17 protein-coding genes are annotated in these 14,742 nt (G+C 60.2%); 11 read left to right on the top strand and 6 right to left on the bottom strand.

What is annotated here, in order from left to right:
• Positions 1-10: 10 nt before the first annotated feature.
• From ACP7BS_RS13885 to ACP7BS_RS13895, 3 genes are all read right to left on the bottom strand, one after another.
• A complete protein-coding gene (locus ACP7BS_RS13885) occupies positions 11-772 on the bottom strand; it encodes an amino acid ABC transporter ATP-binding protein (RefSeq protein ID WP_426238564.1) in 762 nt (253 codons plus the stop codon).
• Complete coding sequence (locus ACP7BS_RS13890; RefSeq protein ID WP_426231292.1) at positions 769-1,449, bottom strand: ABC transporter permease subunit; 681 nt, start codon at positions 1,447-1,449, stop codon at positions 769-771. Before ACP7BS_RS13890 ends, ACP7BS_RS13885 begins: the two co-directional genes overlap by 4 nt.
• Before the next feature lie 208 nt (positions 1,450-1,657).
• Positions 1,658-2,434: an amino acid ABC transporter substrate-binding protein gene (locus tag ACP7BS_RS13895; RefSeq protein WP_426238565.1), complete on the bottom strand. Its 777-nt coding sequence runs from the start codon at positions 2,432-2,434 to the stop codon at positions 1,658-1,660.
• Positions 2,435-2,741: 307 nt separating this feature from the next.
• Here ACP7BS_RS13895 and ACP7BS_RS13900 point away from each other — a divergent pair, with 307 nt between their 5' ends.
• The 4 genes from ACP7BS_RS13900 (at position 2,742) to ispG (ending at position 6,502) form a co-directional block, all read left to right on the top strand.
• On the top strand, positions 2,742-3,524 hold the full coding sequence (locus ACP7BS_RS13900; RefSeq protein ID WP_426238566.1) for a DeoR/GlpR family DNA-binding transcription regulator: 783 nt from the start codon (positions 2,742-2,744) through the stop codon (positions 3,522-3,524).
• The gene (locus tag ACP7BS_RS13905) at positions 3,521-3,904 is read left to right on the top strand and encodes a VOC family protein (RefSeq protein ID WP_426238567.1); all 384 of its coding nucleotides are present in this window, start codon (positions 3,521-3,523) and stop codon (positions 3,902-3,904) included. Before ACP7BS_RS13900 ends, ACP7BS_RS13905 begins: the two co-directional genes overlap by 4 nt.
• 30 nt (positions 3,905-3,934) lie before the next feature.
• Positions 3,935-5,128 carry an MFS transporter gene (locus ACP7BS_RS13910; protein ID WP_426238568.1) on the top strand — a complete coding sequence of 398 codons (1,194 nt, stop codon included), beginning with the start codon at positions 3,935-3,937 and terminating at the stop codon, positions 5,126-5,128.
• A 120-nt stretch (positions 5,129-5,248) separates the two neighbouring features.
• Complete coding sequence (gene ispG / locus ACP7BS_RS13915) at positions 5,249-6,502, top strand: flavodoxin-dependent (E)-4-hydroxy-3-methylbut-2-enyl-diphosphate synthase (RefSeq protein WP_426238569.1); 1,254 nt, start codon at positions 5,249-5,251, stop codon at positions 6,500-6,502.
• A gap of 1 nt (position 6,503) precedes the next feature.
• Here ispG and ACP7BS_RS13920 read toward each other — a convergent pair whose 3' ends face one another.
• On the bottom strand, positions 6,504-7,142 hold the full coding sequence (locus ACP7BS_RS13920; protein WP_426238570.1) for a LysE family translocator: 639 nt from the start codon (positions 7,140-7,142) through the stop codon (positions 6,504-6,506).
• 277 nt (positions 7,143-7,419) lie between these two features.
• Positions 7,420-8,328 (bottom strand): polyprenyl synthetase family protein, encoded by a 909-nt coding sequence (locus ACP7BS_RS13925; protein ID WP_426238609.1) that lies wholly within the window; start codon positions 8,326-8,328, stop codon positions 7,420-7,422.
• 159 nt (positions 8,329-8,487) lie between these two features.
• Between ACP7BS_RS13925 and mtgA the strand changes: the two genes are divergently transcribed.
• From mtgA to ACP7BS_RS13950, 5 genes are all read left to right on the top strand, one after another.
• Entirely contained in the window at positions 8,488-9,234 is a 747-nt protein-coding gene (gene mtgA / locus ACP7BS_RS13930) for a monofunctional biosynthetic peptidoglycan transglycosylase (RefSeq protein ID WP_426238610.1), read from the top strand.
• A gap of 106 nt (positions 9,235-9,340) precedes the next feature.
• Positions 9,341-10,078 (top strand): DUF1868 domain-containing protein, encoded by a 738-nt coding sequence (locus tag ACP7BS_RS13935; protein ID WP_426238571.1) that lies wholly within the window; start codon positions 9,341-9,343, stop codon positions 10,076-10,078.
• A complete protein-coding gene (locus ACP7BS_RS13940; protein ID WP_426238572.1) occupies positions 10,075-10,722 on the top strand; it encodes a glutathione S-transferase family protein in 648 nt (215 codons plus the stop codon). The genes ACP7BS_RS13935 and ACP7BS_RS13940 overlap by 4 nt, the downstream gene beginning before the upstream one ends.
• 159 nt (positions 10,723-10,881) lie before the next feature.
• Positions 10,882-11,067: a 50S ribosomal protein L32 gene (rpmF, locus tag ACP7BS_RS13945; protein WP_037097119.1), complete on the top strand. Its 186-nt coding sequence runs from the start codon at positions 10,882-10,884 to the stop codon at positions 11,065-11,067.
• A 231-nt stretch (positions 11,068-11,298) separates the two neighbouring features.
• Positions 11,299-11,706, top strand: coding sequence for a hypothetical protein (locus ACP7BS_RS13950; RefSeq protein WP_426231283.1), 408 nt, complete (start codon positions 11,299-11,301; stop codon positions 11,704-11,706).
• A gap of 58 nt (positions 11,707-11,764) precedes the next feature.
• Here ACP7BS_RS13950 and phaR read toward each other — a convergent pair whose 3' ends face one another.
• Entirely contained in the window at positions 11,765-12,346 is a 582-nt protein-coding gene (gene phaR / locus ACP7BS_RS13955; protein ID WP_113312996.1) for a polyhydroxyalkanoate synthesis repressor PhaR, read from the bottom strand.
• Positions 12,347-12,570: 224 nt separating this feature from the next.
• Here phaR and ACP7BS_RS13960 point away from each other — a divergent pair, with 224 nt between their 5' ends.
• Positions 12,571-13,752 carry an acetyl-CoA C-acetyltransferase gene (locus tag ACP7BS_RS13960; RefSeq protein ID WP_426238573.1) on the top strand — a complete coding sequence of 394 codons (1,182 nt, stop codon included), beginning with the start codon at positions 12,571-12,573 and terminating at the stop codon, positions 13,750-13,752.
• 122 nt (positions 13,753-13,874) lie between these two features.
• Positions 13,875-14,600 carry an acetoacetyl-CoA reductase gene (gene phbB / locus ACP7BS_RS13965; RefSeq protein ID WP_426231281.1) on the top strand — a complete coding sequence of 242 codons (726 nt, stop codon included), beginning with the start codon at positions 13,875-13,877 and terminating at the stop codon, positions 14,598-14,600.
• Positions 14,601-14,742 lie beyond the last annotated feature (142 nt).

The raw sequence follows: 14,742 nt of genomic DNA on the forward strand, positions 1-14,742 counted from the left end.
ATTTTCATGTTCAAATATCGTAGCTATTCCCAGCGCTCAGCGACGAGATGAACTTCTTCGTCCGCTCCCGCTCAGGCGTCTGGAAGATGTTCCGGGGTGCGCCGCTTTCGACGATCAGGCCACCGTCGAGGAACAGGACCTGATCGGCAACTTTCGAAGCCAGTCGAAGGTCGTGGGTGGCCATGATCATCGTCGTGCCTTCGGCTGCGAGACGGTTGAGGACCTCGACAACTTCTTCGGCCAATTCAGGATCGAGCGCCGAGGTCGGCTCGTCGCAGAGTAGCACTCGGGGCGAAGGGGCAAGCGCCCGGGCGATGGCGACGCGTTGCTGCTGGCCGCCCGAGAGCGTCGATGGCCAGGCGTCGGCCTTGTGCGACATGCCGACCTTTTCAAGCAATTCCTGCGCCCGCGTTTTCGCTTTCTCCTTCGGCCATTTCAGGACCGTGACCAGCCCTTCCATGACGTTTTCGATCGCGGTCTGGTGCGGGAAGAGCTGGAAATTCTGGAACACCATGCCGGTCTGACGGCGCAGGCGCTGGATGGCGTCCCAGCCGGTCTTCTTGTTGGGTTCGAAGGTGATCTTTTCCTCGCCCAGCCGGATCGTGCCGGCGGTCGGGATTTCCAAAAGATTGACGCAGCGCAAGAGCGTGCTCTTGCCGCCGCCGGACGGGCCGACCAGTGCGGTCACGGTGCCTTCAGCGATCCGTACGCTGATATCCTTCAACACGACATTGTCGCCGAAGCGTTTTTCGATATGGGTGAGCTCGATCATGTGCGCGCCTCCAGGAAGCCGCCATAGCGGGCGAAGCGTTTTTCCAGCCTCACCTGCAACGACGAGAGGACCGAACTCAGCGCCAGATAGAGCAGCGCCGCCTCGATATAGAGGATCAGCGGCTCATAGGTGGTGGCGACGATGCGCTGGGCTGTCTGGAACAGTTCCGGCACCGTGATAGCGGCCGCAAGCGACGTGTCCTTCACCAGCGAAATGAACGTGTTCGACAAAGGCGGCACGGCGACGCGGGCTGCCTGCGGCAGGATGGTGCGGCGCATTGCCTGGCTCCAGCTCATGCCGATCGAATAGGCAGCCTCCCACTGGCCGCGCGGCACCGAGGAAATGACGGCGCGGATGATCTCGGACGTATAGGCGCCGATATTGAGCGTGAAGCCGATCAGGGCGGCCGGGAAGGCATCAAGCAGGATGCCGAGGCTCGGCAGGCCGTAGAAGATGACGAACAGCTGGACGAGCAGCGGCGTGCCGCGAATGACCCAGACATAGAACCGCGCCACGGCAACCAATGGCTTTGGCCCGAACAGCCGCGCCACGGCGGTCAGGAGCCCCAGCCCCAGACCCAGCGTGAAAGACAACAGCGTCAGCGGAATGGTGAAGATCAGCCCGGCGCGGATGAGCGGCCAGAGCGAATCGAGCATGAGTTGGAGCCAGGGGGGCACGGGCCGACTTTCTTTTTGGCGGGATCGATATCTTATACGGAATACCCCTCCCCAACCCCTCCCCACAAGGGGGAGGGATTAATTCGCGGCAGCCCCTCGCGTCATCAGGCAAAATTGCCCAGGCAGTACTGTTCTTATGGATTGCGAACAGGACGGCATCCTTGCCCCTCCCCCTTGTGGGGAGGGGTTGGGGAGGGGCTTTTCAAAATTACTTCGAAACGTCTGCGCCGAAATACTTCTGCGAGATGGCTTCATAGGTGCCGTCGGTCTTGATCTCGGTCAGCGCCTTGTTGATGGCTTCGAGAAGTTCAGGTTCGCCCTTGCGCACGATGATGCCGGAATAGTCGGCATTGGCCTGTTCGGCAGCGATCTTGACTGGTGCATCCGGCTTCTTCTTCTTGAAGTCGAGGAAGGACAGGCTGTCGTTGATCGTGGCATCGGCACGGCCGGTCAGAACCAGCTGGATCGACTGGTCGAAGCCGTCCGTGCCGATCAGTTCAGCGCCGGAAGCCTGGGCGAGCTTGCCGAAATTGCTGGTCAGCGACTGGGCGGAATTCTTGCCCTTCAGGTCCGGGAAATCCTTGATGTCGGCATTGTCCGACTTGACGATCAGAACGGCCTTCGAAGCGATATAGGGCTCGGAGAAATCATACTTCTTCTTGCGCTCTTCGGTGATGCCGACCTGGTTGATGACGGCGTCGTAACGGTTGGCGTCGAGGCCGGCGATCAGGCCGTCCCACTTGCCTTCGAGGAATTCGGCCTTGACGCCAAGCTTCTTGGCCACGGCTTCGCCGATTTCGACGTCGAAGCCGACGAGCTTGCCGCTTTCATCGTGATAGGTGAACGGGGCGTAGGTGCCTTCCGTGCCGATCTTCAGCGCGCCAGCCGACTTGACGGCTTCGAGGTTTTCACCGGCTACGGCCGAGCCGAACGATACCAGCTGGGCAAAGGCGGCAGCGGCGAGAAGTGTGGGTACCCATTTCATTTTGTTTTTCCATCTTTTTTGGTCCGGCCCGTCTGCCGGTGTGAGGACACAATCGCATAACGCTCGACGCATGGCAGCGCACAAAACTTCAATTGCGCACTGCAATAGCGAAGGGTTTTCTCAAATTCCTGCCATTTCAATGCAAAATTGTCGCCGGAAGGCTAAAATCAAGGCGGAGCGCCGATTTTTACGGCAATTCCGGTGCCATTTTCAATAATCACTACATAAATCGATTGAAATCGCGATTGAAGCGGGTTATGCACGTTTGTGCCGATTTGAACTCATTCATGCGTGATTTGATTTTCCGATGCAGACAGAACTTCTTTTGCGACAGAGACAAAGCCTGATTCAGGATCGCCTGCGGACGTCCGGCCGCGTGCTTGCGGTCGATTTGGCGCAAGAATTCAATGTCTCCGAGGATACGGTCCGCAGGGACTTGCGCGAACTGGCGGCGGCGGGCCTGTGCGAGCGGGTCTATGGGGGTGCGCTACCGATCGCCCCCGGCCGAACGACGCTCTCCCAGCGTGTCGGCGAAGCACCCGAGCGCAAGGCAGCGCTTGCCGCCGCAGCCCTGCCCTTCATTGCGCCGGGCATGACCGTCTTCTTCGATGCGAGCTCGACCAATCTCGCGATCGCACAGGCGCTACCTGCCGGGCTGGAGCTGACGGCGGTGACCAATACGCCGCTGATTGCCTCCGCATTGATGGAAAAGCCGGGTGTCGATATCATCCTGATCGGCGGCAAGATCGACCGACTGGTCGGGGCTGCCATCGGCGCCAGGGCACAGCGCGATGTTTCCGTGTTGCGGCCGGATCTCTGTATTCTCGGGGTTTGCGGCGTCGATCTGGATGCCGGACTGACAGCCATTGAATATGAAGACGCGGAATTCAAGCGGCTTGTCGCCCGCAACAGCGCTGCCGTTCTGGCGGCAGTGACCAACGACAAGCTGGGCACATCGGCGCCGCATGCGGTCATTACGGCACAGGAATGCAAGACGCTGATCGTCGAGCATGATGCGGCCCGCAACACCGCCGATCTCTACACCAGCCAAGGCATCACGGTCGTTTACGCAGGAGGAACAAGAGCATGAGGATCGCCCATGTCGCACTCTGGACCCCGGACCTTGATCGCCTCTGCCGCTTCTGGGCGGACATCTTCGGCGCTACCGTGGGCGATCTTTATGAAAGTGCCCGGCGCCCCGGGTTTTCTTCACGGTTTCTGTATTTGAAGGACGGGCCGTCGATCGAGCTGATGCAAGGCCCGTGGATCAGCGGGCAGGACGAGCAGACCGAGCGCCGGGGTTACGCGCATCTCGCCTTGTCTCTCGGTAGCCGCGAGGCTGTCGATGCCTTGGCAACGAAGGCCGCCGCATTAAGCATTCTTCTGTCACCCGCCCGCATGACGGGCGACGGCTTCTACGAGGCGGTCCTTAGCGATCCCGACGGCAACCCCATCGAAATCACGGCCTGACGCCGGCACCGAATTCTACAGGAAGAGACCATGGATCAACACACCATAACCCCGCCGCAGGCCGCTGTCCGGCAAGGCTATATGCCCAAAAGCCGGCTCGCCGTTTCGCTGCTGTTCCTGATGAACGGCTTCGTCACCGGCAGCTGGGCGCCGAAAATCCCGGAATTCAAGGACAGGCTCGGCATCAGCGAGAGCGTGCTGGGTCTGCTGATCCTCGCCTTCGGCCTTGGTTCGCTGATCCTGATGCCGATTGCCGGTGGTTTCATCGCCCGGATGGGGTCGCAGAAGGTGGTCAAGGTCACGGCGATCCTGTTGTCGCCGATGCTTCTGCTGTTGACGCTTCTTCCCAATGTCTGGACGGCGGTGATCGGCATGCTGCTGCTTGGCGGTTTCGTCGGCGCCATGGACGTGGCGATGAATGCCAATGCGGTCGAGGTCGAAAAATCGATGCGCCGGGCGATCATGTCGTCCTGCCATGCCTATTGGAGTCTCGGTGGTTTGATCGGTGCTGCGAGCGGCGGTCTGATCATGGCGCATTTCGGCGTCTACGTGCATGTCATCCTCGTCACGCTGGTCTGCCTTTCGGTGCTGGCCGTCGCCTGGCCGATGATCCTTGCCGATCAGCCGCATCCGGATACCGCCAAGCAGAAGCTGCGGTTGCCGTCCAATCCGCTGCCCTGGCTGATCGGTCTGGTGGCACTGTTCTCGATGGTGCCGGAAGGCACGGTGCTGGATTGGGGCGCGCTCTATCTACGCAACGAGCTCGGTGCCTCGGTCGCCATGTCCGGCTTCGGCTTTGCCGCCTTCTCGGCCACGATGGCGATCATGCGTTTTGCAGGCGACCATGTCCGCGACCGCTTCGGTGGCGTGAGAACCCTGCGGGTCTGCACGCTGACCGCATTGGTCGGCCTCGTGCTTGCCGGTCTGGCACCCAATGCGCTGGTTGCCATTCTTGGCTTTGCCCTTGCCGGTGTCGGCATTTCCAACATGGTGCCGATCGCCTTTTCGGCCGCCGGTAACATGCCCGGCCTGGCTCCCGGCATCGGTTTGTCGGTCGCAACGTTCATGGGTTATTCCGGCATGCTGTTTGCACCGTCGCTGATCGGCTTCGTCGCGGAGCATACCGGTTTCTCGATCATTTTCACCTGCGTGCCGATCCTGTTCATCGTCGTTCTGGCGCTGTCGCATCATGCGGTGCATGCCGATCCGAAGGGGCACGACTGAGCTGCGTTGACGGCGGCCTGTCATCAATTCGCCGTCAATGAATGATGTTGCCGTTGACAAGGCGGCTTTCCTCATCCACCTCAGGGAAAGTCGCCGCAACGGCACGTGCAAGGGGCTTTCATGTCTTCCGCCTTCGATTACGAACCGCAACCCCGCAGGGCCTCCGTTGCCGTCGATGTTGGCGGGGTGATCGTCGGAGGATCGGCGCCCGTGGTCGTCCAGTCGATGACCAATACCGATACCGCCGACATCGATGCCACTGTCGCGCAGGTTGCCGCCCTTCATCGGGCCGGCTCGGAGCTGGTGCGCATCACCGTCGATCGTGACGAAAGTGCCGCTGCCGTGCCGAAGATCCGCGAGCGCCTCGAGCGCCTCGGCCTCGATGTGCCGCTGATCGGCGATTTCCATTATATCGGCCACAAGCTGCTGGCCGACCATCCGGCCTGCGCCGAAGCTCTCGCGAAATACCGCATCAATCCCGGCAATGTCGGCTTCAAGGCCAAGAAGGACAAGCAGTTCGTCGAGATCATCGAACGCGCCATCCAGTTCGACAAGCCGGTGCGCATCGGCGTCAATTGGGGTTCGCTCGATCAGGAACTGTTGACCCGCCTGATGGATGACAACCAGGCCAAGGGCTTTCCGCTGACGGCACAGCAGGTGATGCGCGAAACCATCGTCCAGTCGGCGCTGATTTCCGCCGAACTCGCCGAGGAAGCCGGTCTGCCGCGCAACCGGATCATCCTGTCGGCCAAGGTGTCCAACGTGCAGGATCTGATTGCCTGCTATGCGATGCTGTCTTCGCGCTCCAACCACGCTTTGCATCTGGGCTTGACCGAAGCCGGCATGGGCTCGAAGGGCATCGTCTCGTCCGCCGCCTCGCTTGGCATCCTGATGCAGCAGGGTATTGGCGACACCATCCGCATTTCGCTGACGCCCGAGCCCGGCGGCGACCGCACCCGCGAGGTGCAGGTGGCGCAGGAACTGCTGCAGGTCATGGGTTTCCGTCAGTTCATTCCGGTCGTTGCCGCCTGTCCGGGGTGCGGGCGCACCACGTCCACGGTGTTCCAGGAGCTGGCGCAGAAGATCGAGGCCGATATCCGCCGCAACATGCCGGTCTGGCGTGAAAAATATCCGGGTGTTGAGGGCCTGAAGGTTGCGGTGATGGGCTGCATCGTTAATGGCCCTGGCGAAAGCAAACATGCCGATATCGGCATTTCGCTGCCGGGCACCGGCGAGCTTCCCGCCGCCCCGGTCTATATCGATGGCAAGAAGGCGTTGACGATCCGCGGCACCAATATTGCCGGTGATTTCGAGACGCTTGTCGGCGAATATATCGAAAGGCGCTTCGGCCAGGGCCAGGCGGCTGCCGAATAGGCTACAGCTTCACGGTTAGCAGCTTGAGGCCGGCAAAAGCGAAGAACCCTGCCATGGCGCCTTCGATCCAGCGGCGGGCCTTCCTGTAACCGCGGTGCACGGGCTCGATGGAGAATAGCAAGGCAAAACCCATGAAGATGATGACGCCGAGCAGCATGCAGCCGCCGATCAGGATCGGCATGACATGCGGCGCATCCTGCGGCGTGCCGAGCGAAACCAGCGTCAGCCAGGAAAATATCGCCTTCGGGTTGGTCAGGTGGATGCCCAGGCCCTTGAAGTAGAGACGGCGCAGCGAGGGCGGCTGCTTGTCAAGCGGTACCGCTGCTTCGCTTTCCTTCCGCATCGCCGATTTCAGCGCCTTGAACGCCAGCCAAAGCAGATAGAGCCCGCCGGCAATCTTCAGGATGAACAAGGCGTTGCCATAGGTGCTGATCAGCGCCGAAAGGCCTGCAGCCGCCAGCATCGCCCAGGTATAGGATCCCGTCAGGACGCCAAAGGCCAGTGCCAGCCCGGCATTGCGGCCACGGCTGATGGCCGTGGAGATGATCGCGACGACAGCCGGTCCTGGCGAAGCGGTGGCGATGATATAGGCGCCCCAGGCGACCATCAGCTGCGGCAGGTAGGGCAGAAGGGTGGACATGCGCAATCTCCGGTGCCGCGCATTCAAACGCGGTAGGGTGCCATGATGCCGACTGCGCCCGGAAAGAAAATGCGCTTTCTTGTTGCGGTGACAATTTTGCCTTTTGCGGCGGGCGGGGTGTCAGGCGCAGTTGCACCGCATCTGCCCTCCCTGCTTGCCAAGGTTGGCAGGACAGCTGCCGTGAACACGGAGAAGAGCGAGCGGAAAGTTCCGTCGTTCCACCTCATGCCTGCGGGGAGAGAGTTAGGGTGAGGGGGCCGGCGTAGCCGCGCGGCTGTTAATGGCTGCGGTTGGCGATAAAGCGGGCGGTTTGGTTGAGAATATCCGCACGAGAGCCAAAATGATCGAGCAGGACGCCAGCATCTGCGACCAGCGCTGCCAGCCGGCTTTCCGCCCAGTCCTGCCCGCGTAGCGAGATCAGCGTGCCCTTGCCCCGGGCGGCGTCCTTACCGGTCGCCTTGCCCATCGTCTCGGCATCCGCCGTCAGGTCCAGCAGATCATCGGCCAGCTGGAAGGCAAGGCCGATGGTTTCGCCATATCGGCGCATCAACTGCCGGTCACTGGCACTGCCGCCGGCGATGATGGCGCCGGCTTCGCAGGCAAAGCGGATCAGCGCCCCGGTCTTCATTGCCTGCAGCGTGACGATTGCCGCCTCATTCGGTGCCGATGTTTCGGCAGCCAGATCCAGCGCCTGCCCGCCGGCCATGCCGCCGATGCCGGAGGCGCGCGCAAGAGCGAGCACCAATTCGGTTTTTTGCCGGTCAGTGAGGTGCGTTTCCGGCGCTGCGATGACGTCGAAGGCGAGCGTCAGAAGGCTGTCGCCGGCAAGGATCGCATTGGCCTCGCCATGGGCAATATGGACCGTCGGCTGGCCGCGCCTGAGATCATCGTCGTCCATCGCCGGAAGGTCGTCATGCACCAGCGAGTAGCTGTGCACGCATTCAAGAGCTGCACCGACACGCAGGGCCGCTTGCCTGTTGCCGCCAAGGAGGGCGGTGCTTTCCATGACCAGAAAGGGGCGCAGGCGTTTGCCGCCGTTCAGGAGGCCGTGGCGCATCGCGGCGATGAGGGATGCCGGCCGTGCGATCTCGTCTGCCTGCGGTTCTTCGTGGAGGATACCGATGAGGCAGGCCTCGACCTCTGTGGCGCTGCTCTTCAGGCGAATTTCGAAGGGTGTCTCGCTCATGCGGCGTTGTTTGGCATGACTGCGCGCCGGCTGGCAACGGGATTTTACCATATCGGCGTCCGCTGGCGCGGCTTGCTGTGCGTTACCGAGAAAACCGTTCAATTTTAGCCGCGCTTGTTCTATGAAAATTGAATGGATCATCAGGCGGGCGTTTCAGGGGTGGACATTGTACCGGAAACTCGGGAGGAGCAGGACGTGTCTTCCAGCCGTTCGCGGGGATGGGGTCAGGCCCTGCGCCGGCGCTGGCGCAAGATTCTGCTGATCGCGGTGGCGATTGCCATCCTGCCTTACGTGCTGATCGTCCTTTATGCGCCAAGCTTCATCCATCCGATTTCGACGCTGATGCTGCGCGATTTGCTGCTTTTCCGTGGTTATGACCGCCAATGGGTCGCCTTCGAAGATATATCGCCCAATCTGGTGCGATCGGTGATGATGTCGGAGGATGGCCAGTTCTGCATTCACGACGGTGTCGACTGGGTGCAGATGCGTGGCGTCGTCACCGATGCACTGGAGGGTGAAGCGACCCGGGGCGCCTCGACGATCCCGATGCAGACAGCCAAGAACCTGTTTTTGTGGAACGGCCGCTCCTTCATTCGCAAGGGGATGGAATTGCCTTTGGCGCTGACAGCCGATTTCGTCTGGAGCAAACAGCGGATGATGGAACTCTATCTCAACGTCGCGGAATGGGGTCCTGGTATCTATGGCGCGGAAGCGGCGGCAAAACACCATTTCGGCGTTCCTGCTGCAAAGCTGACCCGGCGGCAGGCAGCCCTTCTTGCCGTATCCCTACCCAATCCGATCGAGCGCAATGCCGGCAAACCGGGCCGTGGCCTGCGCAGCCTGGCCTCGCTGATCGAGCGCCGTGCCAGCCGGTCGGGCGAATATATCAAATGTCTTTATGAGTGAGATCAGGCCTTTTCATTGGAGCCTCTCCGGGAACGGTGTCATTCTGGCGTTGTGAAACTCTGCCATCCGGGCCTCATTCCTATCCTTGAAAAGGCTCGATTGTCCCATGGTCCCGATTGATTCATCCCTTATCGCGTTTGCGCGAAGTGCCAACAATATCCCGCCACGGCATTTGGGAACCCGCTACGATGCCGAAGGCCGCTTTCTACACGAGCCTGGCAACACCGTCGTTTCCCATGTTGCTGCAGGGTCGTCTTCGTATGATGCCATCCTGACGGTGCGCGACCGATTGATGGCGATGCCGGAAGCCAGTCAGTTCGCCTTCACGCATGCGTCCAGCCTGCACATGACCATCTTCCAGGGCATCATAGAATATCGTCGCAATCCACCCTATTGGCCCACCGATATGCCCCTGGATACGCCAATCGATGTGATGACGGCCCACTTTCGCGACAAGCTGAAGAATTTTCCGCCGCTGTCGCCCTTCCGTGCGCGTATTACCGAGGTGACGCCGCTTGGGCTGACGCTTGAAGGTGACAGCGTTGATGACCGGCGGTGCCTGCGGGAATGGCGTGATGCCTTTGCCGGGGTTTTTGGCTATCGTCATCCGGACCATGACGATTACGTGTTTCACATCACTTTCGCCTATATGATCGACTGGCTCGCTGACGCGGCGCTGCCGCGCTGGCAGGAGATGCTGGCGGAAACGCTGGCCTATCTCAAGGCGCGGTCGCCCGTCGTCGATCTCGATCCTCCGGCTTTCTGCTCGTTTGAAGACATGAACCATTTCGAAGAGCTGATTGTCTTCGGACGCTCACCAAAGACAGTAAGGAATGCGCCATGACCCAGCTGACGCTCTATATCGGTAACAAAAACTATTCCTCCTGGTCGTTGCGGCCCTGGCTTGCGCTGGAGGCTTGCGGCATCCCGTTTGAGGAGGTGCTTATCCCCTTCGATTTTCCGGCGGGTAACCCGAAGTTCAAGGATATTTCCCCGACAGGACAGGTTCCCGTCCTGCATCACGGCGACGTGCGTGTCTGGCAGTCGCTGGCAATCATCGAATATGCCGCCGAACTTTTCCCCGATTCCGGGCTCTGGCCCAATGATCGGGCCGAGCGGGCGGTGGCGCGGGCCTATTCGATGGAAATGCTCGCCGGTTTCCGGGCGCTGCGCAATGCCTGCCCGATGAACATCCGCCGGGAAAAGCGGGCGATCGATCTGCCGGATGGTGTGATGGATGACGTCGAGCGGATCGAGACGATCTGGCGCGAGGCGGTGGCCCGCTCCGGCGGTCCGTTCCTGTTCGGCAGTTTTACGGCTGCCGATGCGATGTTTGCCCCGGTGGTCAATCGTTTCGAGATTTATGACCTCACCCGCAATCCCGGCTCGCTGGAATATATGGATGCGGTCAAGACCCATCCGGCCTTCCGCAAGTGGCAGGAGGCGGCTCTCCAGGAAACCTGGATCGTGCCGGAGGACGAGGCCTGATGCTTTTCCTCGCCGGGGTTTGCGAAAAAATGCCCGCAGGGACTGGTCAAACGCCTGTGGGGCATGTATAAGCCCGGCAAATTCCGAGATTGACATCTGTTTTTCCCGGCCAACAGACTGGCTGCGAAACAGAGTTTTGCCCGATAAGTGGAGTATGAAATGGCTGTACCTAAAAGAAAAACAAGCCCGTCCAAGCGTGGCATGCGCCGCTCCGCCGATGCGCTGAAGACACCGACCTACATCGAAGACAAGAACTCCGGCGAACTGCGCCGTCCGCACCACATCGACCTGAAGACAGGCATGTACCGCGGCCGTCAGGTTCTGACCCCGAAGGCTTCCGCTTAATCAGCGGGCCGTCAGGCTGTGATTGGAAGGGCTGGCTTTTCGCCGGCCCTTTTTCTGTTGTCTGTTTGCGAGCGGCGCGGTGCGTTTACCTTTTCACCCGCACCATAGTTTCCCCAAATCCTTACGCTATCTGCCAGCCGCGCCGTTTGTTGACGCTTGCTGCGCCGTAAGGCACATATCGATCAATGCCCGGCCGGAGAGGCTGGCGCGAGAAACTGGGAGCCGTTGCTGATGATTGCCGCCATTCCATTGCTGATCTTGCCGTTCATTCTCTACAATCTCGGAATGATGGGCGTCTTGGGAAGCGGCGGTGTCGCAGTTTTCGAAAACACCGTTTTCTCGATGACTATGCTGTCCGGTGCCGTCTGGACGATGAGCATGGGCGACTTGATGATCGTCATCGCTCTGATGCTGCTTTTCGTCGAAATCCTCAAGGCAACCCGCATCAGCTCCAAGGCGCTGATGGATCACCTTTTGTCGATGGTTCTGTTCATCGTCTTCTTGGTGGAGTTCCTGCTGGTCGCCAATGCCGCGACCCACGTCTTCTTCATCCTGATGACGATCTGCTTCATCGACGTCATCGCCGGCTTTTCCGTGTCGATGCGCACGGCCGGGCGGGATGTTTCCATCGGGCTCTGACGGAGCCCTGGAAGGGTGCCGCAGGCCGTTCAAGACGGCAGCGCGGCACGAAGGCTTGTCAGCCGAGATTTTCCAGCTTGGTCTGCAGGGCGCGCAGCTGTTCCTTCAGCTCATCGATGTCCTTGGCTTCCGCCTTGCGCGGTTCCTTGGCTGCGGGCGTTGCCGCCATGAAGGGCGAAAACATCTGCATGGCCTGATGGAAAAGGTCGGTGTTGCGCTTGACCTGTTCTTCCACCAGTTGCAGCGGAACAGACAGGTTCTTGCCGAGCGGCGTATCGCCGAAGGCCTTGTTGATCTGCTCGCGCATCGTCACCTGCTGGTCGGTGAAGGCCTGCATCGAATGCTCAAGGTAGCTCGGTACCACCATCTGCATCTGGTCGCCGTAAAACGAGATCAACTGGCGCAGGAAAGAGATCGGCAAGAGCGTGTTGCCGGTCTTGGATTCCTGTTCGAAAATGATCTGGGTGAGTACCGAATGAGTGATGTCATCACCTGACTTCGCGTCCTGGACGGTGAATTCTTCTCCCTTTTTCACCATCACCGCGAGATCATCCAGCGTCACATAGGTGCTTGTTCCGGTATTGTAGAGCCTCCGGTTGGCGTATTTTTTGATTACGATCTGACCGTCGTGTTTAGCCATCTGGGTCTCCTCCCCATGCTCCCGTCTTTATTACGTTTTTCAGAGTACCCGTAAAAAACGGGTTCTGACAATCTCTTTGTGCGATGCGTGGACGCAGGTGCAAAATTTTGCCGCCTGCGCGGATTACGGAATGAAACGGCAGCAGGCGCATCAAGGTGTTTGACTTGCGCGGTGACCTTTGCCAGTCTTCAGCAATTGCGAAAAAAAGAACGAGGAAATATCTGATGAGCACTCCCTCCATCGTTATCGCCAGCGCCGGCCGAACCGCCGTCGGGTCGTTCAACGGCTCCTTTGCCAACACCCTTGCCCATGAGCTTGGCGCCGCTGTCATCAAGGGCGTGCTTGAGCGCGCTGGCGTCGAAGCTGCCGAAGTCGATGAGGTCATCCTCGGTCAGGTCCTTTCAGCCGGCGAGGGCCAGAACCCGGCCCGCCAGGCGGCGATGAAGGCGGGTATCCCGCAGGAAGCGACGGCCTGGGGCATGAACCAGCTCTGCGGCTCGGGCCTGCGCGCCGTTGCGCTTGGCATGCAGCAGATTGCAACCGGCGATGCCAAGATCATCGTTGCCGGCGGCATGGAATCCATGTCGATGGCGCCGCACTGCGCGCACCTGCGCGGCGGCGTCAAGATGGGCGATTTCAAGATGGTCGATACCATGATCAAGGATGGCCTGACCGACGCTTTCTACGGCTATCATATGGGAACGACCGCCGAAAACGTCGCCAAGAAGTGGCAGCTTTCGCGTGAGGATCAGGACGTGTTTGCGCTCGGGTCGCAGAACAAGGCCGAAGCCGCCCAGAAGGCCGGACGTTTTGCCGACGAGATCATTCCCTTCATCGTCAAGGGCCGCAAGGGCGACGTCACCGTCGATCAGGACGAGTATATCCGTCATGGCGCAACGCTGGAATCGATGACGAAGCTTCGTCCGGCCTTCGACAAGGAAGGCACGGTTACCGCTGCCAACGCCTCGGGCTTGAACGACGGCGCCGCCGCAACGCTTTTGATGACCGAAGCGGAAGCCGGACGCCGTGGCATCCAGCCGCTCGCCCGCATCGTCTCCTGGGCAACGGCCGGTGTCGATCCGCAGATCATGGGTACCGGGCCGATCCCGGCTTCGCGCAAGGCGCTCGAAAAGGCCGGCTGGTCCGTTGCCGATCTCGAGCTTGTCGAGGCCAATGAGGCTTTCGCTGCCCAGGCCTGCGCCGTCAACAAGGATCTCGGCTGGGATACTTCCATCGTCAACGTCAATGGCGGCGCCATCGCCATCGGTCATCCGATCGGCGCTTCGGGCGCACGCGTGCTGAATACGCTTCTGTTCGAAATGAAGCGCCGCGGTGTCTCCAAGGGGCTGGCAACACTTTGCATCGGTGGCGGAATGGGGGTCGCCATGTGCGTCGAACGGCTATGACAAACAAACGTTAGTCGATCGTTCCGGCCCTCGGGCCGGAGCAAAATCCACGGCAAGAGCCTGAGCTGGGTTTGCGTCTCAAGGCGCATGCGTAAAGACAAAACGAAAAACGGGGGGAAACCATGAGCAGAGTAGCATTGGTCACCGGCGGTTCACGCGGTATTGGCGCCGCGATATCCATCGCCTTGAAGGCAGCTGGATACAAGGTCGCTGCGAACTACGCCGGCAATGACGAAAAGGCCAAGGCCTTCACCGAGGTCACCGGGATTCCGACCTACAAATGGGACGTTTCCGACTACTCCGAATGCACCAAGGGTATTGCCCGGGTGGTGGATGAACTCGGCCCCGTTGAGGTTCTGGTCAACAATGCCGGTATCACCCGCGACGCCATGTTCCACAAGATGACGGCGGAGAGTTGGAATGCGGTTATCGATACCAACCTCACGGGCCTTTTCAATATGACCCATCCCATCTGGACCGGCATGCGCGACCGTAATTTCGGCCGCGTGATCAACATTTCTTCGATCAATGGGCAGAAAGGCCAGATGGGGCAGGTCAATTACTCCGCAGCAAAGGCTGGCGATCTCGGCTTCACCAAGGCTTTGGCCCAGGAAGGTGCTGCCAAGGGCATCACCGTCAACGCGATATGCCCCGGCTATATCGGCACGGAAATGGTGCGGGCCATCCCGGAGAAAGTGCTGACCGAGCGGATCATTCCCCAGATTCCCGTCGGCCGCCTTGGCGAACCGGAGGAGATTGCTCGTTGCGTCGTATTCCTGGCATCGGATGACGCCGGCTTCATCACTGGCTCGACCATTTCGGCCAATGGCGGTCAGTTCGTCGTCTGACGGAGGCGACTTTTTATTGCCAACGGCGCCGTCGGTGGCGCCGTTTTCTTCTGCGACAAAGGTTAACACGCGAGGCGCGAGCGGATGACGAAAGCGAAGCTGTCCACCATTCTCTATGGTTAACAATTTGATTTAACATAAT

This window comes from Pararhizobium sp. DWP1-1-3, from assembly GCF_049896125.1.
GTDB lineage: Bacteria > Pseudomonadota > Alphaproteobacteria > Rhizobiales > Rhizobiaceae > Pararhizobium.

Bases quoted from the DNA above. Each gene is read 5' to 3' on its own strand.
- ACP7BS_RS13885 (WP_426238564.1), bottom strand. From the start codon at position 772: ATGATCGAGCTCACCCATATCGAAAAACGCTTCGGCGACAATGTCGTG.
- ACP7BS_RS13895 (WP_426238565.1), bottom strand. From the start codon at position 2,434: ATGAAATGGGTACCCACACTTCTCGCCGCTGCCGCCTTTGCCCAGCTG.
- ACP7BS_RS13900 (WP_426238566.1), top strand. From the start codon at position 2,742: ATGCAGACAGAACTTCTTTTGCGACAGAGACAAAGCCTGATTCAGGAT.
- ACP7BS_RS13905 (WP_426238567.1), top strand. From the start codon at position 3,521: ATGAGGATCGCCCATGTCGCACTCTGGACCCCGGACCTTGATCGCCTC.
- ACP7BS_RS13910 (WP_426238568.1), top strand. From the start codon at position 3,935: ATGGATCAACACACCATAACCCCGCCGCAGGCCGCTGTCCGGCAAGGC.
- ispG (WP_426238569.1), top strand. From the start codon at position 5,249: ATGTCTTCCGCCTTCGATTACGAACCGCAACCCCGCAGGGCCTCCGTT.
- ACP7BS_RS13920 (WP_426238570.1), bottom strand. From the start codon at position 7,142: ATGTCCACCCTTCTGCCCTACCTGCCGCAGCTGATGGTCGCCTGGGGC.
- ACP7BS_RS13925 (WP_426238609.1), bottom strand. From the start codon at position 8,328: ATGAGCGAGACACCCTTCGAAATTCGCCTGAAGAGCAGCGCCACAGAG.
- ACP7BS_RS13935 (WP_426238571.1), top strand. From the start codon at position 9,341: ATGGTCCCGATTGATTCATCCCTTATCGCGTTTGCGCGAAGTGCCAAC.
- ACP7BS_RS13940 (WP_426238572.1), top strand. From the start codon at position 10,075: ATGACCCAGCTGACGCTCTATATCGGTAACAAAAACTATTCCTCCTGG.
- rpmF (WP_037097119.1), top strand. From the start codon at position 10,882: ATGGCTGTACCTAAAAGAAAAACAAGCCCGTCCAAGCGTGGCATGCGC.
- ACP7BS_RS13950 (WP_426231283.1), top strand. From the start codon at position 11,299: ATGATTGCCGCCATTCCATTGCTGATCTTGCCGTTCATTCTCTACAAT.
- phaR (WP_113312996.1), bottom strand. From the start codon at position 12,346: ATGGCTAAACACGACGGTCAGATCGTAATCAAAAAATACGCCAACCGG.
- ACP7BS_RS13960 (WP_426238573.1), top strand. From the start codon at position 12,571: ATGAGCACTCCCTCCATCGTTATCGCCAGCGCCGGCCGAACCGCCGTC.
- phbB (WP_426231281.1), top strand. From the start codon at position 13,875: ATGAGCAGAGTAGCATTGGTCACCGGCGGTTCACGCGGTATTGGCGCC.